Below are 23,794 nucleotides of genomic sequence, written 5' to 3' on the forward strand. Positions count from 1 at the left end.
CGCAGCAGAACGCTTTGCCGCCCAAGCTCCTGGTCCGATCGGTGTTGGGATCATTGCAAGCAGCGGAACGATTTGATGAAAAAGTCATCGGTGCCAAAGTTGCCTGACTTCAGGGTCAGGTGCAGCCCCCCGTCGGGCGCGGCTTCACTTTGGGCATGGCACCAGGGCACGCCCGGATCGATTTGCGGACCGATCTTCATTTGCGAAATGGCCAACGCCTGCACGCAGGCGCCCGAGGTCTCACCCCCAGCCACCACCAGTTGACGCACCCCCAAGCCGACCAGACCGCGCGCGATGGCAGCCAAGGTGTGTTCCACCAGTTCGCCGGCAGCTTGCACACCGAGCCGGGCCTGCACGGCTTTGACCGTGCTCGGGTCGGATGACGAATAAATCAGTACCGGCCCCTGGGCCAGCAAGCTTTTAGCCCAGGCCAGCGCCTGCGCCACGGTGGCGGCCCCCCCGCCGCTGGCGGCCAGTTGCAAGGGGTCGATCGCCAGCGCGGGACGACCCGCCTCGACGAAATCGGCCACCTGCCGATTGGTCGCCAGTGAACAACTGCCCGACACCACCGCCTGAAAACCTGCGGCTGGCGGCAAGGCGCTGGCCGTGTTGGACGGCGCAATGCCAAAATTGGCCGGCAAGCCAATCGCCACGCCGGAACCGGCGGTCACCAGCGGCAGGCCTTTCAGCGCCGGGCCGAGTCGCATCAGGTCGTCGTTGGAGACGGCATCGACCACGGCCAGGCTCACGCCTTCAGCGCGCAACTGGTCGATGCGCGTCTGAATGGCCTCGGGCCCCTGTGCCACCACCTTGTAATCAATCAAACCAACCTTGCGCCGGCATTGGCTTTGCAGCACACGCACCAGGTTGGCATCCGTCATGGGCGTCAGCGGGTGGTTTTGCATGCCGCTCTCATTGAGCAGCACGTCACCCACAAACAGATGGCCCTTGAACACCGTGCGGCCATTGTCCGGAAAGGCTGGCGTGGCGATGCTGAAGTCGGCGCCAGGCTGTCCCGCCAACGCGTCCAGCAGCGCTTCAGTCACCGGGCCAATGTTGCCTTGCGCCGTGCTGTCAAAGGTGGAGCAATATTTGAAATAAATCTGCTGTGCCCCCTGGGCCTGCAACCAGCGCAAGGCCGCCAGTGACTGCTGCACCGCGTCAGCTGCCGGCACGGTACGCGACTTGAGCGCCACCACCACCGCATCGGCCTGTGCATCAAGTGGCTGGGTTGGAACTCCCATGGCTTGCACCACGCGCATGCCGGCGCGCACCAGGTTGTTGGCCAGATCGGTGGCGCCAGTGAAGTCGTCGGCAATACAGCCGAGAAAAATCTTGTTCATGATTTTTTGGGCAACTCAATGCCAGGGAATATCTTGATGACCGCGCTGTCGTCCTCGCGCGCAAAACCCGATGTCGACGCCTGCATGAACATCTGGTGTGCGGTGCTGGAGAGCGGCAACGGGAACTTGCTGGCGCGCGCCACATCCAGCACGAGCCCGAGATCTTTCACGAAAATATCGACCGCCGACAGCGGCGTGTAGTCGCCGGCCAGCACATGCGCCATGCGGTTCTCGAACATCCAGCTGTTGCCCGCGCTGTGGGTGATCACGTCATACAGGGCTGCGGCATCCACGCCTTCGCGCAGGCCCAGGGCCATGGCCTCGGCGGCTGCCGCGATGTGCACCCCGGCGAGCAACTGGTTGATGATCTTGACCTTGCTGCCCGCACCGGCCTTGTCGCCCAGCCGGTAGACATTGGTGGCCATGGCGTCGAGCAAGGGACCGACTGCCGCGTAGGCTTCGGGCGTGGCGGCGGTCATCATGGTCATCTGGCCACTGGCAGCCTTGGCGGCGCCGCCCGAGATCGGGGCATCGACATAAAAAATGCCCAGCTTGGCCAGACGCGCCTCCATGGCGATGGACCAGTTCGGGTCCACCGTGGAACACATCACAAACACACTGCCGGGCGCCATGGCGGCGGCGCAGCCGTTATCGCCAAACAGCACCGCCTCGGTCTGGGCCGCATTAACGACCACCGACACGATCACCTTGCAGTGCGCTGCAAGTTCGGCCGGCGAAACACAGGCCACGCCACCCTGCGCCGCAAAAGCTTGCACGGACTCGGGGCGGACATCAAATACGTGCACCTGGCAGCCATGGCGGCGCAAGGATGCCGCCATGCCGCTGCCCATGGCACCCAGGCCGATCAGACCAACGTTACTTTCCATTCAATTACTCCAGTTCTTTCAAATAAGTCAAAACGACGCCGGCAAGCCGTGCACCAGCGTGCTGGCCAATTCATCGCCGGTTTGTTGCCAGAACGCCGGGTCGGCTTTCTCAATGCGCGCAATGGCGTTGTCCATGTGCGAAGTGGCGGCCTTGCGCGCGGCTTCAGGGTCACCTGCCTCGATGGCCTGACCAATCAAGGCGTGTTCTTCGCGCACCTGACGTTCAAAATCGGCTCGCCGGGCTTCGTTGGCGCGGGTCACCCGCGTGGCACCCTCCAAAAACTGCCCCAGGTATTGCAGGGTACCCATCAAAAAGGGATTGCGTGCTGCCTCGGCAATGGCCAGGTGGTATTGCACGTCTTCATCAACGCCATCACCACCGGCCAGCACGGCCTTGTCCAGGTTGGCAATCGACTTGTGAATATGTTTGATATCAGCCTTGGTGCGGCGTTGTGCGGCCAGCGCTGCCACCTCGGCCTCCAGGGCGCGGCGGACTTCGACCATCTGGATCACGGCTTGCCTTGATGCCACCGACTTGGCAGCAAAATTCAACGGGGAAAAACCAATTTCCTTGACAAACACACCACTGCCTTGTTTCGACTCGACCAGACCGAGCGATTTGAGTCGGGACAGGGCTTCTCGAACCACCGTGCGACTGACCGAAAACTGGTCCACCAAAGTGGCTTCAGTAGGCAGTTTGTCACCCGCGATCAAGCGCCCCGCCCGGATCTGGGCAGCCAGCACATCGGCCACCTGATCGGACAGGTAGGCACCAGGCAGGGCGGGTTTGAAAGGCGCAAGCATGATCCGACTCGTCAGGTTGTTTGCTTTATCTGGCGTAGACCAGGTCGCGCAGCGTGAGCGACAGTGCGGGCACGTAGGAAATCACCATCAGGCAGGCCAGAATCACCAGCACAAACGGAATCAGGTCCTTGACCATGCGGTCCAGTGAAATACGTGCCACCGTGCAAGCCGCAAACAGGTTCACGCCAAACGGCGGCGTGATCATGCCCAACGCCAGGTTCACCACCATGATCAGGCCGAAGTGCACCGGGTCGATGCCGAAATGCATTGCCACCGGCGCCAGAATGGGTGCCAGCACAATGATGGCGGCACCGGTCTCGATGAACATGCCAATGATGAACAAGGCCGCGTTGACTCCGAGCAAAAAGTACATCGGAGACTTGAGAACGTCCTGCAACCAGATGCCGATCGCCTCCGGCACGCCGGCACGCGTGATCAAAAACGCAAACAGTCCGGCGTTGGCAATGATGAACATGATCACCGCCGAGGACAGCACCGATTTGCGCAAGATGATGTACAGGTCCGGCAGCTTGATTTCGCGATAGATCACCAAGCCCACGATCAAGGCATAGAACACCGCCACCGCAGAGGCCTCGGTCGGTGTGAACACACCGCCGTAAATGCCGCCCAGAATAATCACCGGCATCAGCAGCGCCCAGCCGGCTTTCCAGGTGGCTTTGCCCACCGACAGACGGCCATCGCCGTCGTTCTTGCCCCAGCCCTTGTACTTGCAATAGATCCAGACAAACAGCATCAACATGCCACTGATAAAGAAGCCGGGGCCGAAGCCTGCAATAAACATCTCACCAATCGAGACTTCAGCGCTGACGCCGTACAGAATCATCGGGATCGAGGGCGGGATGATGACACCCAGCTCGGCACTGGTGGCCTGCAGCGAAGCCGCCCAGGTCGTCGGATAACCGTGCTTCAGGAGCGCCGGGATCAGGATCGTGCCGATGGCAAAGGTCGTGGCCACCGACGAGCCGGAAACCGAGGCAAAGATCATGCAGGTCAGCACACAGGTCATGGGCAGACCACCCTGCACGCCACCCACCAGACTCTTGGCAAACTCTACCAGGCGGCGCGAAATGCCACCGGTTTCCATGATGTTGCCTGCCAGAATGAAAAACGGAATGGCAGCCAGCGGGAATTTATTGATCGAGTTGAACATTTCCTTGACGGAGATGAGCATGTTGACCTCGGCCACCTGGATACCCAGGATGGAGGCCAATCCAATCGAAACGGCCACGGACACGGTGAGTGCAAAGCACAGCACCATGGTGATGAGCATGGCGGTGGTCATTGTGCGGTCTCCAGTTCAAGACGCTGGGGATCCAGCAGATTGCCAATGATGCTGATGACGCTGAAGACACCGCCCACTGGCATCGCCAGGTAGGCCCAAAACATCGATAGCGATTCCAGTCCAGCCATGGTTTGCACCTTGCCGCGCTGGGCGTAGTCCCAACCCCACCAGATGATGATGAGAATCAAGGTGAGTGCGGCCAGGCAGACCACCCAGTCGAGAAAGTGGCGCATGCGCGCCGGGCTCCAGCGGTACAGCACATCGACACTGACCATGGCACCCTGCCGGAACGCCATGGGCACACCCAAAAAAACCATCCAGATCAGGCTGAAACGGATCAGCACCTCGGTCCATTCGGCGGGGGTTTCCAGTACAAAGCGGGTGATGATCTGGAACATGCCCAGACTGGCCGCCACCATCAGCATGGCGCAGGCCGTGATCAGCGCAATGCGGCTGGTCCAGTGCTCCAGCCGCAGGAATTTATCTCTCATAGCGTTCTCTGCCTGAAATGGGGTGAAAAAAACGCCCGAAAGTAGTTAACCGTCGGGCGCTCAAGCTCTCACAAGTTCTTACTTGGTGTTGCGGATCTTGTCCATGTTGTCTTTGCCGAATTCCTTCTCGAACTCGGCGTACACCGGTGCCAGGGTCGCGACAAACTTGGACTTGTCCAGGTTTTCAACCACATTCATGCCTTTGCCGCGCAGGTAGGTCACGCCCATGGCGTCATCTGCATCGACACGGTCACGGTTAACCTTGACTGCGGTCTTGGCTGCTTCCAGAAATACTTTCTGGTCGGCCGGGCTGAGCTTGTCAAACGCAGCCTTGTTCATCAGGAAAATGGCTGGCGAATAAACGTGACCAGTGAGCGACACGTGCTTTTGTACCTGGTCCAGTTTGGCAGCCATGATCACCGACAGCGGGTTTTCCTGACCGTCAACCGTGCCCTGTTGCAGCGCGGTAAACACTTCAGCCATGGCCATCGGCGTGGTCACAATGCCCAGACCCTTGTAGGCCGCCACGTGCACCGGGTTTTCCATGGTGCGCAGCTTCAGGCCTTTCAGGTCATCAGGGGTATTGACAGCGCGCTTGTTGTTGGTCACGTTGCGCATGCCGTTCTCGCCCCAGGCCAGCGCCTTGAAGCCTTTGGATTCAAACTTGGCGAGCATGTCCTGGCCGATCGGGCCGTCGAGCACCCGACGGGCGTGACCCTTGTCGCGGAACAGGAAGGGAATGTCCAGGATCTTGGCTTCCGGCACGAAGTTGGGCACGGGGCCGGTGGAAGTAAAGGTCAGCTCCTGGGTGCCCAATTGGACCGACTCGATGGACTCACGCTCGCTGCCCAGCGACGCGTTGTAAAAGGTCTGGATCTTGTAGCGGCCAGCGGTGCCTTTTTCAACTTCTTTGGCAAAGGTATCAATCGCCACACCCTGATGCGAATTCTGGGCGATGGCAATGTTGATCTTCATGTTGGTCTGCGCGGCGGCCGTGGCCACCAGACCGACAGCAAGCGAGAGGCCGATAAACAGTTTGCTCAATTTCATGTGATGTCTCCTGGGTGTAAAAATTAAAATACCGAAAAGTTGTATGACAAGTTTTGATTGTCACCGTATTGCCGACCTGATGGCATCAGTGTTTTCCCTGATGTACTCCCTGACAATTTCTTCAAAACTGCTTTCTGGCAACAGACCCAGACCGGCCGCACGCCGGGCACTGATGCGCGCCGGCCAGGTCTTGACAATGTTGTGGATGGCGGCGTCGGGTGTCCAGTCGATCAGCGCAGCCACCTCCGGCCCGGCGACCCGCTCCAGCGCTGCCGCCATCTCGGCCGGTGTGGTCGTCAGGGCCGGCAAGGTCAGGGCGGTGCGCGGCCCCCAGGTTTGATCACTGGCCTGGGCTGCGGCGATCAGGCCGGCGATGGTGCGCGCAGGGGAGGACAAGGCCACCGGGGTGTCTGCCGGAACCGGACAAGTGGCGCGAATACCCGCCAGCGGCTCGCGCAGCATGCCGCTCAAAAAGCTCGATGCCGCACCATTGGGCCGGCCGGGGCGCACGCTCACGGTCATCAAACGGACGCTGCGTCCCTGAATGAAGCCTTTGCGGGTGAAGTCCGCCATCAGTTGCTCGCCGATGAATTTCTGGATGCCGTAACTGCTTTGCGGTGTCGGCAGGGTGTTGTCTTCAATCACCGGGGGCAGCGGCACGCCGGGGGCGTCGCCAAACACCGCCAGTGAGCTGGCAAACACCACGATCGGCTTGGCCTTCAGGGCACGACAGTTCTCCAGCAGGGTCAGCGTGGCGGCAAAGTTGCTGCGCATGCCAAGGTCAAAATCAGCTTCGCATTCACCGCTGACCGCAGCCGCCAGATGAAAAACAACGGCGGTCTGTGCCGTCACCACCGGGACAGCCGCTTCTTTGGATTCCAGCAGTGCATTCAGGTCGCCGATCAACGCGGTCACGCGGTCATCAGCCAGCACGTCGTCAGGCGGCGCGGCGCGGTCCACCAGCGTGATGCGGCCGATGTCGACTGGCGCAGCCCCGGCCAGCGACAGCTTGCCCTGGGCGAGCAGCGCGCGCGCCAGGCGCACGCCCAGAAATCCGGCACCGCCGGTAATCACGACCTGGCAGGACCCCTGAATCGGGGTGGTGTTATTCGACATGGTATTTGCTCCAAATAAGGTTTCAGTTGCCAATATAAGCGGTCTTCACCGTGGTGAAGAACTCCTGCGCATAACGCCCCTGCTCGCGCGAGCCATAGCTGGAGCCCTTGCGTCCGCCAAACGGCACATGGTAATCAACCCCGGCGGTGGGCAGGTTCACCATCACCATGCCGGCCTGGCTGTGGCGCTTGAAATGCGTGGCGTATTTCAGCGAGGTCGTGGCAATGCCGGCTGACAGGCCAAACGGCGTGTTGTTGGCCTCTGCCAGCGCTTCCTCATAAGCCTTGACGCGGATGATGCTGGCCACCGGGCCGAACACTTCTTCGCGGTTGATGCGCATGGCGCTGGTGGTGTCGCTCAGCAGGGCCGGCGCCATGTAGAAACCCTCGGTGCTGCCTTGCAGGCGCTGGCCGCCGGCCACCAGAACGGCGCCCTCGGCCTGTCCGATGTCCACGTAGCCGAGGTCCTGTTCGAGCTGGGACAGCGACGAGACCGGGCCGATGTCGGTGCCGGCGGCCAGCGCGTCGCCGACCTTGAGGCTGGCCATGCGCTGCTGCATCGCGTCGAGGAACTTGGGATAAATGCCGTCGGTGACGATCAGCCGGCTCGACGCCGTGCAGCGCTGGCCGGTCGAGAAGAAGGCGCTTTGCACGCTGAGCTCCACCGCCTGCGCCAGGTCGGCGTCGTCCAGGATGACTTGCGGGTTCTTGCCGCCCATCTCCAGTTGCACTTTCTTGAGGTTCACCGCGCATTGCTGGGCAATGCGTCCGCCCACGCCTTGGGAACCGGTGAAGCTGATGGCGCTGACGCCGGGGTGGCTCACCAGCGGGTCGCCAATGACGCTGCCGCGGCCCATCACCAGGTTGAAGACACCCGCCGGGATCCCGCTGCGGCTGATGATCTCGGCCAGCGCCCAGGCGCAACCGGGCACCAGATCGGCCGGTTTGAGCACCACGCAGTTGCCGTAGGCCAGCGCCGGCGCGATTTTCCAGGCCGGAATGGCGATGGGAAAGTTCCAGGGGGTGATCAGGCCGACCACGCCCACCGCTTCGCGGGTGATCTCGACGCTGACGCCGGAGCGCACCGAGGGCACGATTTCACCACTCAGGCGCAGGCATTCGCCGGCGAAGAACTTGAAGATGTTGCCGGCGCGGGTGGCCTCGCCAATGCCTTCGGGTTTGGTCTTGCCTTCTTCGCGCGCCAGCAGGGTGCCGAGTTCTTCGCGGCGGGCCAGGATCTCGGTGCCGATCCTGTCCAGCGCATCGGCCCGGGCCTGGATGTTGCCGCTGGACCAGGCGGGGAATGCCGCCTGGGCGGCCTGCACCGCAGCGTCAAGCTGCGCGGCATCGGCCTGGGCGTAGTCGCCGATCACGTCCGCCAGGTTGGACGGGTTGATGTTGGGCGCGTAGCGGGCGCCCGCCACCCATTGGCCGTTGATCAGGTTGTCGTGTTTTTGAGTGGTCATGGTCGTGTGTTCTCGTTCTGGTGGATTTACTTGCTCCAGCGCAGAACCATCGGGTTCAGGCGCTGCGCGACTTCGATCAAACCGGCGCGCACCGCCGGGTGCATCGCAGGCCAGGGGTGGCGCGGTGCTTCGCAGGCGATCACACCGCCCTCCTTCATCAGCGCCTTGGCGCTCAGGATGCCGCCCTGGCGGTTTTCATAGTTGATCAGCGGCAGCCATTGCTGGTAGAGCGCCATGGCATCCTCGCGCCGGCCCGCGGCGTAGGCGTCCATGATCAGGCGGATGCCATCGGGGTAGCCGCCGCCGGTCATGGCGCCGGTGGCACCGGCGTCCAGGTCGGGCAGCAGGGTGATGGCTTCCTCGCCGTCCCAGGGTCCCTCAACAGCGGCACCGCCGAGGCGGATCAGTTCACGCAGCTTGGACGCCGCCCCCAGGGTTTCGATCTTGAAGTAGGCCACCTGTTCGATCTCTTTGGCCATGCGGGCCAGGAAGGCGGCGGACAGCGGCGTGCCGCTGGCAGGCGCGTCCTGGATCATGACCGGGATGTCAATGGCCTCCGACACGCCGGCGTAGAACTCGTAGATCTTGTCTTCGGAGACACGGAACGTGGCGCCGTGGTAGGGCGGCATCACCATCACCATGGCGGCGCCCTGCTCCTGCGCGCGCCGGCTGCGCTCGGCGCAGACCCGGGTGCTGAAGTGGGTGGTGGTGACGATCACCGGCACCCGACCCGCCACATGCGCCAGCATGGTGCGGGTCAGCAGCTCGCGCTCGTCGTCAGACAGCAAAAACTGCTCGGAGAAGTTGGCCAGGATGCACAGGCCGTTGGAGCCGGCGTCGATCATGAAATCGACGCAGCGCTTCTGGCTGGCAAGGTCCAGCTCGCCGTTCTCGAAGAACGTCGTAGGGACGACGGGAAAAACGCCCTGGTAGCGGGCTGGCGTGCTTGTTGTCATACGGATCACCCTTCCAATGCTTGTGTGTCAGTGGGAATGCTTGGGCACGGCGGCGCCACGGCAGCCCACCAGGAAATCAAAATCACAGCCTTCATCGGCCTGCAGGACCCGGTCGATGTAGAGCTGCTGGTAACCGCTTTTGGGCGCCGCCGGGGTGGCTGCCTGCCGCGCTTGCCGCGCCGCGAAGCGCTGGGCGATCTCGGCATCGCTGACCTCCAGCTCCAGCTTGCCAGCAAAACTGTCCAGGACGATCCAGTCGCCGTCCTGCACGATCGCCAGCGGGCCACCGGCTGCCGCTTCAGGCGCCACATGCAGCACCACCGTGCCGTAAGCGGTGCCGCTCATGCGGGCGTCCGAAATACGCACCATGTCGGTGATGCCCTGCGCCAGCAGCTTGGGCGGCAAGCCCATGTTGCCGACTTCGGCCATGCCGGGGTAACCTTTGGGACCACAGTTTTTCATCACCAGAACCGAATTGGCGTCGACCACCAGATCCGGGTCGCCAATGCGCGCCTTGTAGTGGTCAAAATCCTCAAACACCACCGCCTGGCCGCGGTGCTTCATCAGCGCCGGCGTGGCCGCCGAGGGCTTGAGCACGGCCCCGCGCGGCGCCAGATTGCCGCGCAAAATGCACAGGCTGCCGTCCTTGACCAATGGCTTGTCCAGCGGGCGAATGACTTCGGCGTTGTGGATGGGTGCGTCCAGCACGTTGTCCCAGATCGACTTGCCGTTCACCGTCAGGGCATTCTTGTGGGGCAGCAGACCGCCCTCGCCCATGCGACGCAGCACCGCTGGCAGACCGCCCGCATAGTAAAAATCTTCCATCAGAAAACGCCCCGAGGGCTGCAAGTCCACCAGCGTCGGCGTGCCCCGGCCAATGGTGGTCCAGTCATCGAGCTCCAGCGGCACACCCATGCGCCCGGCAATGGCCTTGAGGTGAATCGCCGCATTGGTGGAGCCACCCACCGCGGCATTGACCCGGATGGCGTTCTCGAAGGCTTCGCGGGTCAGGATTTTGGACAGCTTGAGGTCTTCCCAGACCATGTCCACAATGCGCATGCCCGACATGTGCGCCAGCACGTAGCGGCGTGAATCAACCGCCGGAATGGCGGCGTTGTGCGGCAGCGAGGTGCCCAGCGCCTCGGCCATGCAGGCCATGGTGGAGGCCGTGCCCATGGTGTTGCAGGTGCCCGCCGAGCGCGACATGCCGGCCTCGGCCGACATGAACTCATTGAGCGATATTTTCCCCGCCTTGACCGCCTCATGCAGTTGCCAGACCACGGTGCCCGAGCCGATGTCGCGCCCTTCGTGCTTGCCGTTCAGCATCGGGCCACCGGTAACGACGATGGTCGGAATATCGCAACTGGCCGCGCCCATCAGCAGCGCCGGCGTGGTCTTGTCGCAGCCCACCAGCAGCACCACGGCGTCCATCGGATTGCCGCGAATCGACTCTTCCACGTCCATGCTGGCCAGGTTGCGCGTCAGCATGGCGGTCGGGCGCAGGTTGGACTCGCCGTTGGAGAACACCGGAAATTCCACCGGGAAGCCGCCGGCCTCGGAAATGCCGCGTTTCACATGCTCGGCAATCTTGCGAAAGTGCGCGTTGCAGGGCGTCAATTCCGACCAGGTGTTGCAGATGCCAATGATCGGCTTGCCCTGGAATTCATGGTCGGGGATACCCTGATTTTTCATCCAGCTGCGGTACATGAAGCCGTTTTTGTCGGCAGTACCAAACCAGGCAGCGGAACGCAGGGGTTTTTTAGGTGTGGGGGACATAAGCTGTCTTTCAAGTCAAGGTGGAATCACAAGTGGCCGCATCGTAGGCGTTTGATCAATACATATCAAGTGAATAATTTTTATCTTTTGATATACTTTTTTATATCAATTTCACAACCTGGACGCGCCCGCCATGGAAGACAGCAAGCTCGCACGGCGCCCCCGCCACCAACTCAAGACCCGCCAGATGGCCTTGCTGATGGCGATTGACGAAGCACGCAACCTGCATCAGGCTGCGCTGGCAACGCATATGAGCCAGCCAGCCGCATCGAAGATGCTCAAGGACATGGAGGAGCTGTTTGGCGTGGCCTTGTTTGAGCGGCTGCCCAGAGGCATGCGACCGACGGTCTATGGCGAAACCCTGATTCGCCATGTCCGCATGGCACTGGACAACCTGGCGCAGGGCCAGAGCGCCATTGCCACGCTGCAAGCCGGCTTGTCCGGGCAGGTCAATATGGGCGTCATCCTGACGCCGTCGATGACGCTGGTGCCGCAAGCCATCGCCGCGACCAAAACCGAGGCGCCGCATTTGAGCATCGGCGTCGAAGTGGGCACCAGTGACGTGCTGGTGGAGCAGCTTAAACGCGGCCGGCTCGATTTTTTGATCGCGCGTATTCCGGCAGAAGAAGAGGACCTCAAGCTGGTCTATGAAGACCTGTCCGAAGAAACCGAATGTGCGGTGGTGCGGGTTGGCCACCCCATGCTGCAACGCAGTGGCCTCACGCTGCAGGATCTCGTCGCCAGTGGCTGGATCCTGTCGCCCAGAGGCAGCATCCTGCGCCATCAGTTCGACATGCTGTTTCGTCGTCATGGCCTGGCCGCACCCAGCAACGTGATCGAAACCACCGCCATGGCGGTGATCAAGGCGCTGCTGCAACAAACCGACTTTTTGCACGTGATGCCGGTGGAAGTGGCCCGTTATTACGTGGTCTCCAACGAGTTGTCGATCCTGCCGGTTGAGCTGCCCTGCAACATGGACAGTTATGGCCTCATCATGCGCTCGGACCATGTGCTGTCGCCGGGGGCCAACCTGCTGCTCGGGCATATCCGCAGCGTGGCCTCCAGCATGTACCCGCCATAGTTCAAGACCGAGCAGGTGATTGCAACGATCCGGGAATTCCAGAGAGTTGGCTGCACGGTGTCACCGAATCACCGAGAGAACCTTGGCAATTGCGCAACCAGTGCTTGCAGCAATGGGGCTGCGCCGGTGTCGGCCATTTGTGCAACCGGTGGTTGCACAAATTCGCTCCCCGGATGCGAACAAGCGGCATACCTTCTGACGTGCCGAAGAGTGTGGAATCAAAGGGCGCTCCATTGAGTATGGCTGCGACTTCTGCGAGCTGCACACGTTCCCACGTCGCATGCTTCCCGAGTATTCCCGACGTGTCAGCGTCGATCAACTCGGCGACGGTCATTGTGAAAGCCATTACGCCACCAACTTCAGATTCATCTCATCCATCAACCCATCCAGCCGCTCGCCAAACGCCGCCCACATGCACTTGAAGCAAAATTCGGCTACAACTGGCAACCCACATCCATGAAATACATTCCCAACCCGATTTCCTCCTCAAGAACCTGTGTGCTTGCACTGGCAGCCGCATTGTTGGCCGGCCAGGCCTGCGCCATGAGCCTGCGCGAGTTGCAGGCGCTGGAAATGACCGACCAACAGGGCGAAAACTACGCCAACTACTACCTGGTCGGCGTCATGGAAGGCGCACTGGAGGCGCACCTGCATGCTGCGCGCAACGGCGCCAAAGCCGTCATCTGCCTCAAAGGGCGCGACCTTGAGCCCTCCATGGCACGGCACTTGTACGCCGCCGAGCGCCAACGCAACGCGGGCGTCTATGAAGCCGACATGCCGGTGCCCCTGGTCATGACCAATGCACTGGCTCATGTCTATCCATGCTAAGCAAAGTTGGCCTGGCCAATAACTGAAACGGAGTGTTCCCCATGATCGTTTTTCTCATCGATGCCGACAATCTCTCGTCTTCCGCCTGGATCGAGGAGGCGTGCAGCAGTCTGGAAACCGCCGAGGGAAAAATAGCGGTACGCAGGGCTTATGGGAGTGCGGAAAACCTCAAGGGGCTGGCTCAGACCATGCTGGCATGGGCCATTCGTCCCTTTGTGAATTTGTCACTGTCGAAAAACACCACGGACGTTGCCCTCGCCATTGACGCCATGGAGTTGGCCTGCGGGACACCGAAGCCGACCGTCATGGCGATTGGTTCGGGTGATGCCGATTTTGTCCCTTTGGTGGTGAGGCTCAGGGAGCGTGGCATCCGGATGATCTGCGTGTCCGAACGCAGCAAGATGGCAGCAGAAGCAGCGCATGCCTATGATTCCGTTCTTTACGTTGGCAAAGAGCAGCCGAAGACGCCAGCAAAAAAATCATCCCCCGCGCCTGCGGCAAAGACACCCGCCAAAAAAGTCACAGCAAAAAAGGCGGTTGCAGCCAGCGCACCGGCAAAGAAAGTGGCTGCCAAAAAGACATCGGCTGCGGCTGATGAGACAGCCAAGGCCGACATCAGCCTGGAGCAGATCCTGGCTGCGGCACCCGCGCTACGCATGGGTCAGATGCAGCCCCTGGGGGATATCGTCAAGCAATTGCACAGCGCAAAGCTGATCGGAAAGAACGCCTCATCGACAAAGTTTTTCAAAAAATATCAAGAGCGGTTTGAGTTGTCGCCAGACAAGCAGCCGAACCAGGTCCGCTATCTGCCTGCCTGATATCTGATCAATCGTCAAGCCGGCGCCAGTAATGCCTCGAATTCCACCAATGGAAGCGGCCGGCTGAACAGATAGCCCTGATAGGCGTGACAGCCCAGGTCAGCCAGAAAAGCGCGTTGCGCTTCGGTTTCCACCCCTTCAGCGATGACGGTCAAGCCCATGCTGTCGGCCAGGGCGACCACCATTTTGGCAATGGCGGCGTCATTGGAGTCAATCAGGATATCGTGCACAAAACCCTTGTCAATCTTGAGTTGATCCAGCGGCAAACGTTTGAGGTAGGACAGCGACGAATAGCCGGTGCCAAAGTCATCGAGCGAGAAGCCCACGCCCCGGCCCTTGAGTGCATTCATCTTGGCGATGACATCATCGACGTTGTGGATCAGCAGGCTCTCTGTGAGCTCGAGTTTGAGTCGACTTGCCTTGGCGCCACTTCGATCCAGTGTCGCCAGGACCTGCTCAACGAAATCGCTCTGGTGAAACTGCCGTGCGCTGACATTCACAGAAAGGATGAGGTGTGCCATGTCGGACTGGGTCGCCCAGCGCGCCAACTGGGTGCAGGCGGTCGCCAGAACCCATTGGCCGAGCGGCAGGATCATGCCGGTTTCCTCGGCCAGATGAATGAACTCGGCTGGCGACACCATGCCGCGCCGGGGATCATTCCAGCGCAGCAGCACTTCCACCCCGGTGATCTGGGACTGCTGCGTGACCTGGGCCTGGTAGAGCAGGAGAAATTGATTTTTTTCCAGTGCCTCGTGCAAGCCTGCCTCCAGTTCGGCACGGGCAGTCACCACGGCCTGCATCTGGGGGTCAAAAAAACGCAGGGTGTTGCGGCCCGCCAGCTTGGCTTGGTACATGGCCATATCGGCCCGTCGCAAAGGCGCGTCAGTGTTCTCCCGCTGGTCGCCACCAAAGAGTGTGACGCCAATGCTGGCTGTGCTGTGCTGCGCCGAACTGCCGAGCTGGTAGGGCTGGTTGAGGTTGTCCATGATTTTTTTGGCGACGGCTTCGGCCTGGGTGGCCGCCTCCTGTGCGCTTTGACTCAGGTCTTTCAGCAGTACCACAAATTCATCACCACCCACACGGGCCACCGTGTCGCCTTCGCGCACGCAAGTCAGCAGCCGTTGGGCAATCTGCCGCAGCAAGACGTCTCCCTGGTCATGACCCAAGGTGTCGTTAATGGTTTTAAAGTCATCCACATCGATGAACAGCAGCGCAGCTTGGCGCTGGTGGCGGGTCACTGCGGTCAGCGCTTGTTCAAGCCGGTCCAGCAAAAGTCGGCGGTTGGGCAGTCCCGTCAGTACATCGGAGAAGGCCAGACTCTGGATCTGCTCCTGTGCCGCTTTGCGTGCAGTAATGTCACGAATGGCCACCTGGATCGCTGGCTCACCGCCGTAAACGATGGCAGTACTTTGAACTTCCACGTCGAGGGGAGTGCCGTCAAGCCTAAGAAATTTCTCTTCAAGCATCGGGGCGGCAGTGCCGCCTTCGCTTATTTTTTTTATGCGATCCAGCACCACCTGATGAAAGTCCGGGTGCACCAACTCAAGAAACGGTTTGCCAATCAGGTCCTGGCCCGACTCGGCGCCAAACATCGCAAGGGCAGCGGGATTGGCGTAGCGCAGTTTCCCCCCACGAATGACAACGACTGGTTCAGGTGACCATTCGATCAGGGTACGAAAACGTTCCTCGCTCTCCTTCAAGGCCGTTTCGGTTCTGTTGCGCTCGGTGATGTCACGGATGACGCCGATGTAGCCCAATAGGGTGCCATCGGCAGTTCTGATCGATGTTCCCAGGGTCTCGCCAGGAAAAATAGCGCCATCTTTTTTACGATAATTGACAACGTAAGGACGTGCCTGTTCAGTCGCTGTCAAATTGAAACGCATCCTGCCTTGCCGCTCAAATTCTTGTTGACTCTCGTAAAAAAACGAGGTCGACTTTCCTGCCAGATCATCGATGTTGAATCCGAATATGGCGGAAAACGCGGGGTTGATACTGACCACTTCCCGCTTCACGTTGGCATAGACGATAGCGTCTGGAATACCGCTGAAGATGGCTTCAAACAAGGCCTTGCCCTGCGCCAGCTCGTCTTCGGCGCGCTTGCGCTCGCTGATGTCAAAAAAACTGCCAACGTAGTGGGTGATATTTCCCAGGCTATCGCGCACGGCCGTAATCGCCAGCAGCTCGGGGAAAATCTCGCCATTCTTGCGTTTATTCCAGATTTCACCTCGCCAAAAACCTGTGCACTCGATGCTGTCCCACATGCGACGATAGAAGCCTTCGTCATGGACCGCCGAACTCAACACGGAGGGCTTCTGGCCGACCAGTTCATCGACTGCGTAGCCTGTGATGCTGACCAGTGCCGGGTTGACAGAGATGATGCGGCGCTGCGCGTCAGTGATCAGTATGCCCTCGGCGGTGGACTCAAAGACGGTGGCGGCCAGTTGCAGCCGGTCTTCGCGCTGCAGCACCGCATCCGCCATCCGGCGCATGCTTTGGGCCAGCGTCTCGATCTCATCGGTCGTCGAAGGCGCAATGATGGCCCGGTAATCACCATCTGCAATCGCCTGCATCTGGCGGCCGAAATCAGCCACCCGGCGTGACATGCGCCGGCTCATCCAAAACGCCGAGACCAGGGCCAGCATCAGCGCCAGCGCACTGGCCGTCGCCAAGGCCAGCAGGGTCGAGCGAACCGTCGCAAATGCTGTTTCGACCGGTTGCGCCACCAGCACCGTCCAGCCCTGACCCGGGATCGGGGTCGTGCTGCCGATATAGTCGATCTCGCCAAGCCGGAACCGCGCCGTCTGCGATGTCGTCAGGCTTGGCCCTTGCAGCAAGGGCAGGTGGCTGATGTTTTCCTGACGCAAGCTGCGACTGGCATCCGGGTGACCCACGATTTGACCGCTTCGATCAACGATGATCGGCAACACATCACCGGTCTGTCCGATGCGGCGCACATGGTCCGATATTTGCTCCAGACCGAACTCCCCAACCAGCACACCCAGCAAGACCTTTCCCCTTTGATCAGTCAAGGTCAACGGCACGGCCAGCCCCACCACGATCCGGCCACGCTGCGATAAATAGGTGTCAGACCAAACCCTGTGTCCGGATAGTCGCGCCGACCGGACAAAGGCGCGGCCAGAAAAATCGGTGCCAAGCAGATCCCCTCGCTGCCCGCGACGCCCTTGAGGCAAGCCAACTTCCAGAACATGATCTGCTTCATCAATCAGGTAGATCGCTTCAAGATGTTGATCGGAATTGGCTAACGTATCCAGCATCAAGTGCGTTCGATCCACTGGCAACGCCTGCTGCCCGGCCATGTCATGTGCCAGGCTTTCAAGTGCGCTCTGCGCATTAGCCAGAAATCTCTCAACCTGACCTGCCACCGTGTCACCAAGGGAGCGATTTCTGGCCTCGACCTCGGCATTCAAGCGCGGCAGCAGCACCCACAACAGGGCCGCAACCACCAGCGCCATGGCCATGGCCAAGAAGGCCGAAAAACTCAGTGAAAGCCAGAACCGTAGGGAACGTGACATAGGTCGATGCGGTCAGGTCATGCGGCCGAGCTAGTGCAACCGCACGAATGCGCCATGGCGAACCGTCGTCAGATAGGTGTCGCGTATCGCATCGCCATAGGCATCAAAGCGTACCCGTGACTGGGCCCCGGAGAATTCCCGGCGCGCCAGAATCGCCTGCTTGAGCGTTTGGCCGGAGGCCTGGGCGGCCAGCCCATCAAGCACCACGTTGGTGGCATCAAAGGCGAGCAACCCCGCGAAACCAGGCTCGCGCTTGAAACGCGCCAGATACGCTTTTCTGAAGGTCATATAGGAAGCTTGCTGGTTTTCTCGGTCGATGAACTGGGCGATGACAACCCCTTCGACCGCCTTGCCACCGAGTTCGATCAGGCGCTCGGTGGCGCTCCATTCACAGGCATTGATGTGGACCACGGCATCCCGCTTGCGCACTTGTTGGGCCAACATGGCGGTATCAACCGAATTGGCCAGAATCAGCACGCCGTCAGGGCGGGGTTGAAGCAGCCGCTGCGCCAGCACTGAAAAGTTGGCATCATCGCTGGAACTGAACGGCACAACCTCCACCAGGGCGCCCCCTGCGGCTTCAAATCCCTTGCGGTAATCCTTCAGCCAACTCTCGGTATAGGCTTGATTGCGCAAGTCGTAAGCCACGGTGATGCGACGACTGCCCTGAACCGAAAAATGGTAGTTGGCACTCTTGTGTGCATATTCAGTGGTCGAATCAATCACCCGCAAGAAATGATCATCAATTCCAGCCAAATCAGTGGTGGTGACCGTAGGACTGAGCATCAACAGTTGAGCACGATTTGCCAGCGGTACCGTGGCGGCCGCCATGGCGCTGGTCATCGGGCCGATGGTGGCCACCACTTTGTTGTCAATCAGCTTCGACACCGCCTGCCTGGCGATGTCAGCATCCTGCTGGTCGTCTTCGGCGATCAACGCAAGCAGACGACCGCCAACGCCGCCCGATGCGTTGCGCAACTCAATGGCCAGCAGGGCACCATCGCGCCCACCAATGCCAAGATCAGCAACGCGCCCGGAAAGCCCGCCAATGAAACCCAATCGGATCGGCTCGCGTGAATTGCAGGCGACCACCAGGCTTGAAATGACCAGCGCCACAAGAAGCGTGCCAAAACAAAGATGTTTATCGCCCGAAAAAAGCTTGGGAAGCACATCAACCTTTGAAGTCTTGCGAAATTATAGAAGTCAAAGTGGGTCGGCTCGCTCCTGCTGCCCAGGCAACCCGGTTCGCCATCGACCGGCTCGTCTTGGCCGTTCGATGACGCAGGGACGCCACTTAGCCCGCGGCGCGCTTTTGCAGAATCTCGAAAGCGGGCAGGGTTTTGCCTTCCAGCACTTCCAGAAAGGCGCCGCCGCCGGTGCTGATGTAACCGATGTCTTTCTCGATGCCGTATTTGGCAATGGCCGCCAGCGTGTCGCCGCCCCCGGCAATGCTGAAGGCGCTGGACTCGGCGATGGCGTGCGCAATCACTTTGGTGCCGTTCTCGAAGGCGGCAAACTCGAACACGCCGACCGGGCCATTCCAGACGATGGTGCCGGCCTTCTTGAGCTGTTCGGCCAGCTTGGCTGCGGTGACCGGGCCAATGTCCAGGATCAGGTCATCCTCGGCCACGTCCGTGGCTGCCTTGACCGTGGCTTGCGCATCAGCGGCAAAGGTTTTGGCAGTGACCACGTCGGTCGGGATCGGCACTTCGGCGCCACGTGCCTTCATGGCCTCGATCACGGCTTTGGCATCGTCCAGCAAACCCGGTTCAGCCAGGCTCTTGCCGATCTTCAAACCCGAGGCCAGCATGAAGGTGTTGGCAATGCCGCCGCCCACAATGAGCTGGTCCACGTTTTTGGCCAGCGCCTGCAAAATGGTCAGCTTGCTCGACACCTTGGAGCCGGCCACGATGGCCACCAGCGGGCGCTTGGGGTTGGCCAGGGCCTTGTTGATGGCATCGATCTCGGCGGCCAGCAGCGGGCCGGCGCAGGCGATGGGCGCGAACTGGGCAATGCCGTAGGTGGTGCCTTCAGCGCGGTGCGCGGTGCCAAAGGCGTCGTGCACAAAGACGTCGCACAGGGCTGCGAGTTTTCTGGCCAGCTCGGGGGCGTTCTTTTTCTCGCCCACGTTGACGCGGCAGTTTTCCAACAACACGATCTGGCCGGGCTTCACCTCCACGCCGTCGACCCAGTTGGCCACCAGCGGCACTTCGCGGCCCAGCAACTCGCCCAGGCGTTTGGCCACCGGCGCCAAAGAGTCTTCAGGTTTGAACGCGCCCTCGGTCGGGCGGCCCAGGTGGCTGGTGACCATCACCGCAGCGCCGGCATCGAGCGCCATCCGGATGCAGGGCACGCTGGCGCGGATGCGGGTGTCTTCGGTGATATTGCCCGCGTCGTCCTGCGGCACATTGAGGTCGGCCCGGATAAACACCCGTTTGCCCTTGGCAAAGCCGCTGGCGATCACATCGGCAAAACGTAAAACTTTCATGCTTTCTTAACTCCTTGTTGAGTGCTTATTTTCAATCCAAAATCAGTGCTGGATCAGATTCAGGCAGCTATTTGTCAAGCCCCGGAACCGGAACCCGGCAATGATGAAAAATCCGGAATCACCCGGTCTGGCTTGCAGACCTCGACGGGCTGGCCCATGTTGTAGCCATAGGGCAGCAGCCACACCTTCACCCCCGCGTTGCGCGCGGTGGCCGCATCGATGCTGGAGTCGCCGACAAACAGGGTGCGCTCCCGGGCCACGCCAAATTGCGCCAGACAGTGCGCAACACCCGCCGGATCGGGTTTTTTGGTGGCAAAGGTGTCGCCACTGACCATTTCGTCAAACAGCGGCCCGAGCTGATGCACCGCCATCACCACCTGGGTGTAGCGGCTTTCCTTGTTGGTCACCACCGCCAGCTTGACGCCCTGGGCGCGCAAGGCTTGCAGGGTCTCGCGCACATGCGGATAAAGATGGCTGCGTGTGCCGCAGCGCTGCTGGTAAAAACCGTCGTAGACTGGCAGCATTTGGCGCAGCAGATCGCTGTTGCGCACGGCTTCGACCGGCAGGCCGCTGCGGTCGGCGACGGCCTGCACCAGCAGCGTCAGTGTGCCATGACCAATCCAGTCATTGACCTGCTGCTGGGTCACCCGTGACAGCTTGAACTGGTCCAGGGTGTCGTTAACCGCGTCCATGATTTCGGGCGCGGTCTCCACCAGCGTGCCATCCAGGTCAAACAGGACCAGGTCAAAAGTGCGTGCCATCATTGCGGATGGGCAGCCCGCCGCAACGCCTGCATCACACCCCTGTAGCCACCATCGGCGTCGGGTGCGCCAAACACGGCGCTGCCGGCCACGCAGGTGTCGGCACCGGCTGCCACAATTTCGGCAATGTTGTCGGTCTTGACGCCGCCATCGACCTCAAGCCAGATCTGCTGGCCGCCAGCAGCCACATGGGCATCAATTTTTGCCCGCACCAGGCGCAGCTTGGCCAGCGTGGAAGGGATGAATTTCTGGCCGCCAAAACCGGGGTTGACGCTCATCAAAAGAATCATGTCGAGTTTGTCCATCACAAAGTCGAGCACTGACACCGGCGTGGCGGGGTTGAGCACCAGGCCGGCCTTGCAACCCAACTCGCGGATCATTGACAGGCTGCGGTCCACATGTCTGGAAGCTTCGGGGTGGAATGTGATGATGTTGGCGCCGGCCTTGGCAAACAGCGGAATGATGGCATCGACCGGTTCCACCATCAAATGCACGTCGATCGGGATGCCCACATGCGGGCGAATCGCCTCGCACACCAGCGGCCCGATGGTCAGGTTGGGCACATAGTGGTTGTCCATCACGTCAAAGTGCACCAGGTCGCAACCGGCCGCTTCAATAGCGCGAACTTCTTCGCCCAAACGGGCAAAGTCAGCCGACAAAATGCTGGGGGCCAAACGCAAAACGGGGGCAGAACTCATGGCGGGGCTTTCTGTAGATTTGGGAATACTTGAGCGTAATATAGTTCAGCGCCAATTTTGCACTGTGCGAGTGGCCCATTTGCGCCAGATTAGCCTGACTCAAATCCGACAACGCGCATCGCATGCTAACGAGCCTCTTGCAACGAAAGCTTGACCTGTCACCGTCGCCTTCAAAGATTTTCTGATAGCACAAGAAGGGGGGCTGAGGAAGACGTGGAGCTGATAATCACGCCCATTGCCCATGGATTGGGGAAAAAGAGAAAGTATTTCATGAGTCGAGCTTATTATTCTGATTTGATAGAAGACTTTCTCGCCCGAAGCCCTGACGAAATTCTGGGTGCTCTGACTCGCAGCAGCCCGTTCGCCGTTGAAACTACCCAGCGAAATGCCTGGATGGAACAAGTTGTTGTCCTCAAGAACACGCTTCGGCAGGACCTTGACAGGGGCAAGGTGTATTTTGAATATGCCGTGCCGCGGTTGGGTAAACGCATTGACGTTTTGGTCTTGCTAGATCAGGTTGTTTTCGTCCTGGAATTCAAAGTTGGCGAAACCCAGTTTCTTTCCAGCGCCAAGGACCAAGTGTGGGATTACGCAGTTGATTTAAAAAACTTTCACGAAACAAGCCACAACAAGTCGATCGCACCCATCCTAATTGCCACCGGCTCAACAGACGGCTTTTCTCTGATCGCGACCAGCGCAATCAATGACGGGGTTCTTCAACCCATTCAATCCGCGTCCTATCAGCTTCGTGGTGTGATGGATCAGGTTTTGCAGTTTTGTGACGGTTCTTCGATCAATCCGCTTGTATGGGACGCTGGAGGCTACCATCCCACGCCAACCATTGTTGAAGCGGCCATGGCGCTATATGGTGGTCATTCGGTCATGGACATCTCCCGTAGTGACGCCAGCGCCATCAATCTGGGACGAACGACAGATGCAATTTCAGAGATTATTCGCGTGTCACAGGTGGAGTCTAAAAAATCCATTTGCTTGGTAACTGGTGTGCCGGGAGCTGGCAAAACACTTGTGGGATTGAACGTTGCCACCCAACACATCAGCAAGGAGGCCGTCGACCATGCCGTTTTTCTTTCGGGCAACGGTCCACTCGTGGCCATTCTGAGCGAAGCACTTGCCAGAGACAAAGTGAGGAGCGAGGCCGAGGCGGGTCGACGCATGAAAAAAGGCGAGGCCATTCGCGAGGTCAAACTGTTCATCCAGAATGTCCATCACTACCGTGACGAATGTCTGATTGACACCGAGCGGCCACCTCTTGAGCATGTCGCCATATTTGACGAGGCCCAGCGGGCTTGGAACCTTGAACAAACAGCCTCTTTCATGTTGCGCAAGAAACAAAAGGCTGACTTCAGCCAGTCAGAACCAGAGTTTTTAATTTCCTGCCTGAACAGGCACAAGGATTGGGCGGTGGTGGTCTGTCTGGTCGGTGGCGGGCAGGAAATTAATACCGGTGAGGCTGGTATTGAAGAATGGATTGATGCACTGCAGCGTTCGTTTCCGGATTGGCATATACACATCTCCCCTCGCCTGCATGAGGCGGAATATGGTGCGGGACGCGTCTTGGCGCAGCTGATGTCCCAGCCCAATGTGCATTTCAATTCGGACCTGCACCTGGAAGTGTCAATGCGATCCTTTCGAGCCGAGCATGTTTCGGCACTCGTCAAAAATATACTGGACATCAACACCGTTGAAGCTCAAGAAATCCTGACTGAATTGGCAGAGCGTTACCCGATCGTCCTGACTCGCAGCCTGGCAAAAGCCAAAGCGTGGCTCAGGGAGCAGGCGAGGGGTACGGAGCGTTATGGCATGGTCGTGTCCTCCCAAGCGCAGCGTCTCAAACCACACGCAATTGACGTCAAGTCGCCAATGGACCCGATTCATTGGTTTCTCGATGGCAAAGAGGATGTTCGGTCGTCGTACTATCTTGAAGATGTGGCCACCGAGTTTCACGTTCAAGGTCTTGAGTTGGATTGGGCCTGCGTTGTCTGGGATGCAGACTTCAGATTCTCCGAATCAGGCTGGAAGCACTATTCATTTGTTGGAACCAAGTGGCAACAAATCCATAAACTTGAACGCCAAGGGTATTTGAAAAATGCGTACCGAGTGCTGCTAACCCGTGCTCGTCAAGGTATGGTGTTGGTTGTACCGCAAGGCACCGAAGAAGATCCAACGAGGCCCCCAGCGTATTACGACCCGACATTCAATTACCTGCGCAGTATTGGTATCAGGGAAATCTAGTTATCCAACATTTTCCCGAGAGTTAATACTTATGACTCATCTTGGAAAATGTCATTCTCGTTCAGCCAGCCCGATGCACGCGCCAGCGGGGTCAATTGAGTCTGACTTTGACGCAAAGCTTCGCGCAATCGATACGATCGCAA

General features: G+C 59.8%; 19 protein-coding genes. 4 read left to right on the plus strand and 15 right to left on the minus strand.

The features are described 5' to 3' along the window. Positions 1-50: 50 nt before the first annotated feature. From otnK to NDI87_RS05910, 10 genes are all read right to left on the minus strand, one after another. On the minus strand, positions 51-1,343 hold the full coding sequence (gene otnK / locus NDI87_RS05865; RefSeq protein WP_296273873.1) for a 3-oxo-tetronate kinase: 1,293 nt from the start codon (positions 1,341-1,343) through the stop codon (positions 51-53). Beyond that, a complete protein-coding gene (gene ltnD / locus NDI87_RS05870; RefSeq protein WP_296273874.1) occupies positions 1,340-2,230 on the minus strand; it encodes an L-threonate dehydrogenase in 891 nt (296 codons plus the stop codon). Before ltnD ends, otnK begins: the two co-directional genes overlap by 4 nt. A 27-nt stretch (positions 2,231-2,257) precedes the next feature. Beyond that, complete coding sequence (locus NDI87_RS05875; RefSeq protein WP_296273875.1) at positions 2,258-3,034, minus strand: FadR/GntR family transcriptional regulator; 777 nt, start codon at positions 3,032-3,034, stop codon at positions 2,258-2,260. A 25-nt stretch (positions 3,035-3,059) separates the two neighbouring features. Continuing rightward, the gene (locus NDI87_RS05880; protein WP_296273876.1) at positions 3,060-4,337 is read right to left on the minus strand and encodes a TRAP transporter large permease; all 1,278 of its coding nucleotides are present in this window, start codon (positions 4,335-4,337) and stop codon (positions 3,060-3,062) included. Continuing rightward, positions 4,334-4,828: a TRAP transporter small permease gene (locus NDI87_RS05885; RefSeq protein ID WP_296273877.1), complete on the minus strand. Its 495-nt coding sequence runs from the start codon at positions 4,826-4,828 to the stop codon at positions 4,334-4,336. The genes NDI87_RS05880 and NDI87_RS05885 overlap by 4 nt, the downstream gene beginning before the upstream one ends. 78 nt (positions 4,829-4,906) lie before the next feature. Then, positions 4,907-5,878 carry a TRAP transporter substrate-binding protein gene (locus NDI87_RS05890; protein ID WP_296273878.1) on the minus strand — a complete coding sequence of 324 codons (972 nt, stop codon included), beginning with the start codon at positions 5,876-5,878 and terminating at the stop codon, positions 4,907-4,909. Positions 5,879-5,938: 60 nt separating this feature from the next. Then, positions 5,939-6,994, minus strand: a complete 1,056-nt coding sequence (gene denD, locus NDI87_RS05895; RefSeq protein WP_296273879.1) for a D-erythronate dehydrogenase — start codon at positions 6,992-6,994, stop codon at positions 5,939-5,941. A gap of 22 nt (positions 6,995-7,016) precedes the next feature. Beyond that, the gene (locus NDI87_RS05900; RefSeq protein WP_296273880.1) at positions 7,017-8,459 is read right to left on the minus strand and encodes an aldehyde dehydrogenase family protein; all 1,443 of its coding nucleotides are present in this window, start codon (positions 8,457-8,459) and stop codon (positions 7,017-7,019) included. Positions 8,460-8,485: 26 nt separating this feature from the next. Continuing rightward, entirely contained in the window at positions 8,486-9,415 is a 930-nt protein-coding gene (locus tag NDI87_RS05905) for a dihydrodipicolinate synthase family protein (protein WP_296273881.1), read from the minus strand. 27 nt (positions 9,416-9,442) lie between these two features. Continuing rightward, entirely contained in the window at positions 9,443-11,191 is a 1,749-nt protein-coding gene (locus NDI87_RS05910; RefSeq protein WP_296273882.1) for an IlvD/Edd family dehydratase, read from the minus strand. A gap of 133 nt (positions 11,192-11,324) precedes the next feature. Here NDI87_RS05910 and NDI87_RS05915 point away from each other — a divergent pair, with 133 nt between their 5' ends. From NDI87_RS05915 to NDI87_RS05925, 3 genes are all read left to right on the plus strand, one after another. Continuing rightward, positions 11,325-12,272, plus strand: coding sequence for a LysR family transcriptional regulator (locus NDI87_RS05915; protein ID WP_296273883.1), 948 nt, complete (start codon positions 11,325-11,327; stop codon positions 12,270-12,272). 456 nt (positions 12,273-12,728) lie between these two features. Then, a complete protein-coding gene (locus tag NDI87_RS05920; protein WP_296273884.1) occupies positions 12,729-13,100 on the plus strand; it encodes a hypothetical protein in 372 nt (123 codons plus the stop codon). Positions 13,101-13,141: 41 nt separating this feature from the next. Next, on the plus strand, positions 13,142-13,918 hold the full coding sequence (locus NDI87_RS05925) for an NYN domain-containing protein (RefSeq protein ID WP_296273885.1): 777 nt from the start codon (positions 13,142-13,144) through the stop codon (positions 13,916-13,918). 14 nt (positions 13,919-13,932) lie between these two features. On the opposite strand, the gene NDI87_RS05930 is transcribed toward NDI87_RS05925, so the two are convergent. From NDI87_RS05930 to rpe, 5 genes are all read right to left on the minus strand, one after another. Further along, positions 13,933-17,451, minus strand: coding sequence for an EAL domain-containing protein (locus NDI87_RS05930; protein ID WP_296273886.1), 3,519 nt, complete (start codon positions 17,449-17,451; stop codon positions 13,933-13,935). A 30-nt stretch (positions 17,452-17,481) separates the two neighbouring features. After that, positions 17,482-18,567, minus strand: a complete 1,086-nt coding sequence (locus NDI87_RS05935) for an ABC transporter substrate-binding protein (protein ID WP_296273887.1) — start codon at positions 18,565-18,567, stop codon at positions 17,482-17,484. A gap of 178 nt (positions 18,568-18,745) precedes the next feature. Next, a complete protein-coding gene (locus NDI87_RS05940; protein WP_296273888.1) occupies positions 18,746-19,939 on the minus strand; it encodes a phosphoglycerate kinase in 1,194 nt (397 codons plus the stop codon). A 74-nt stretch (positions 19,940-20,013) separates the two neighbouring features. Then, a complete protein-coding gene (locus NDI87_RS05945) occupies positions 20,014-20,700 on the minus strand; it encodes an HAD-IA family hydrolase (protein ID WP_296273889.1) in 687 nt (228 codons plus the stop codon). Next, positions 20,700-21,398, minus strand: a complete 699-nt coding sequence (gene rpe, locus NDI87_RS05950; RefSeq protein ID WP_296273890.1) for a ribulose-phosphate 3-epimerase — start codon at positions 21,396-21,398, stop codon at positions 20,700-20,702. Before rpe ends, NDI87_RS05945 begins: the two co-directional genes overlap by 1 nt. A 213-nt stretch (positions 21,399-21,611) precedes the next feature. On the opposite strand from rpe, the gene NDI87_RS05955 reads away from it, so the two are divergent. Beyond that, the gene (locus NDI87_RS05955; protein WP_296273891.1) at positions 21,612-23,651 is read left to right on the plus strand and encodes a DUF2075 domain-containing protein; all 2,040 of its coding nucleotides are present in this window, start codon (positions 21,612-21,614) and stop codon (positions 23,649-23,651) included. Positions 23,652-23,794: the final 143 nt, after the last annotated feature.

It is taken from the genome of Rhodoferax sp. (genome assembly GCF_023701345.1).
Lineage (GTDB): Bacteria > Pseudomonadota > Gammaproteobacteria > Burkholderiales > Burkholderiaceae_C > Rhodoferax.

Coding starts and splice junctions, on each gene's coding strand:
- NDI87_RS05885 (WP_296273877.1), bottom strand. CDS start 4,828: ATGAGAGATAAATTCCTGCGGCTGGAGCACTGGACCAGCCGCATTGCG.
- NDI87_RS05945 (WP_296273889.1), bottom strand. CDS start 20,700: ATGGCACGCACTTTTGACCTGGTCCTGTTTGACCTGGATGGCACGCTG.
- NDI87_RS05900 (WP_296273880.1), bottom strand. CDS start 8,459: ATGACCACTCAAAAACACGACAACCTGATCAACGGCCAATGGGTGGCG.
- otnK (WP_296273873.1), bottom strand. CDS start 1,343: ATGAACAAGATTTTTCTCGGCTGTATTGCCGACGACTTCACTGGCGCC.
- denD (WP_296273879.1), bottom strand. CDS start 6,994: ATGTCGAATAACACCACCCCGATTCAGGGGTCCTGCCAGGTCGTGATT.
- NDI87_RS05875 (WP_296273875.1), bottom strand. CDS start 3,034: ATGCTTGCGCCTTTCAAACCCGCCCTGCCTGGTGCCTACCTGTCCGAT.
- NDI87_RS05925 (WP_296273885.1), top strand. CDS start 13,142: ATGATCGTTTTTCTCATCGATGCCGACAATCTCTCGTCTTCCGCCTGG.
- ltnD (WP_296273874.1), bottom strand. CDS start 2,230: ATGGAAAGTAACGTTGGTCTGATCGGCCTGGGTGCCATGGGCAGCGGC.
- NDI87_RS05915 (WP_296273883.1), top strand. CDS start 11,325: ATGGAAGACAGCAAGCTCGCACGGCGCCCCCGCCACCAACTCAAGACC.
- NDI87_RS05890 (WP_296273878.1), bottom strand. CDS start 5,878: ATGAAATTGAGCAAACTGTTTATCGGCCTCTCGCTTGCTGTCGGTCTG.
- NDI87_RS05940 (WP_296273888.1), bottom strand. CDS start 19,939: ATGAAAGTTTTACGTTTTGCCGATGTGATCGCCAGCGGCTTTGCCAAG.
- NDI87_RS05880 (WP_296273876.1), bottom strand. CDS start 4,337: ATGACCACCGCCATGCTCATCACCATGGTGCTGTGCTTTGCACTCACC.
- NDI87_RS05930 (WP_296273886.1), bottom strand. CDS start 17,451: ATGTCACGTTCCCTACGGTTCTGGCTTTCACTGAGTTTTTCGGCCTTC.
- rpe (WP_296273890.1), bottom strand. CDS start 21,398: ATGAGTTCTGCCCCCGTTTTGCGTTTGGCCCCCAGCATTTTGTCGGCT.
- NDI87_RS05920 (WP_296273884.1), top strand. CDS start 12,729: ATGAAATACATTCCCAACCCGATTTCCTCCTCAAGAACCTGTGTGCTT.
- NDI87_RS05910 (WP_296273882.1), bottom strand. CDS start 11,191: ATGTCCCCCACACCTAAAAAACCCCTGCGTTCCGCTGCCTGGTTTGGT.
- NDI87_RS05905 (WP_296273881.1), bottom strand. CDS start 9,415: ATGACAACAAGCACGCCAGCCCGCTACCAGGGCGTTTTTCCCGTCGTC.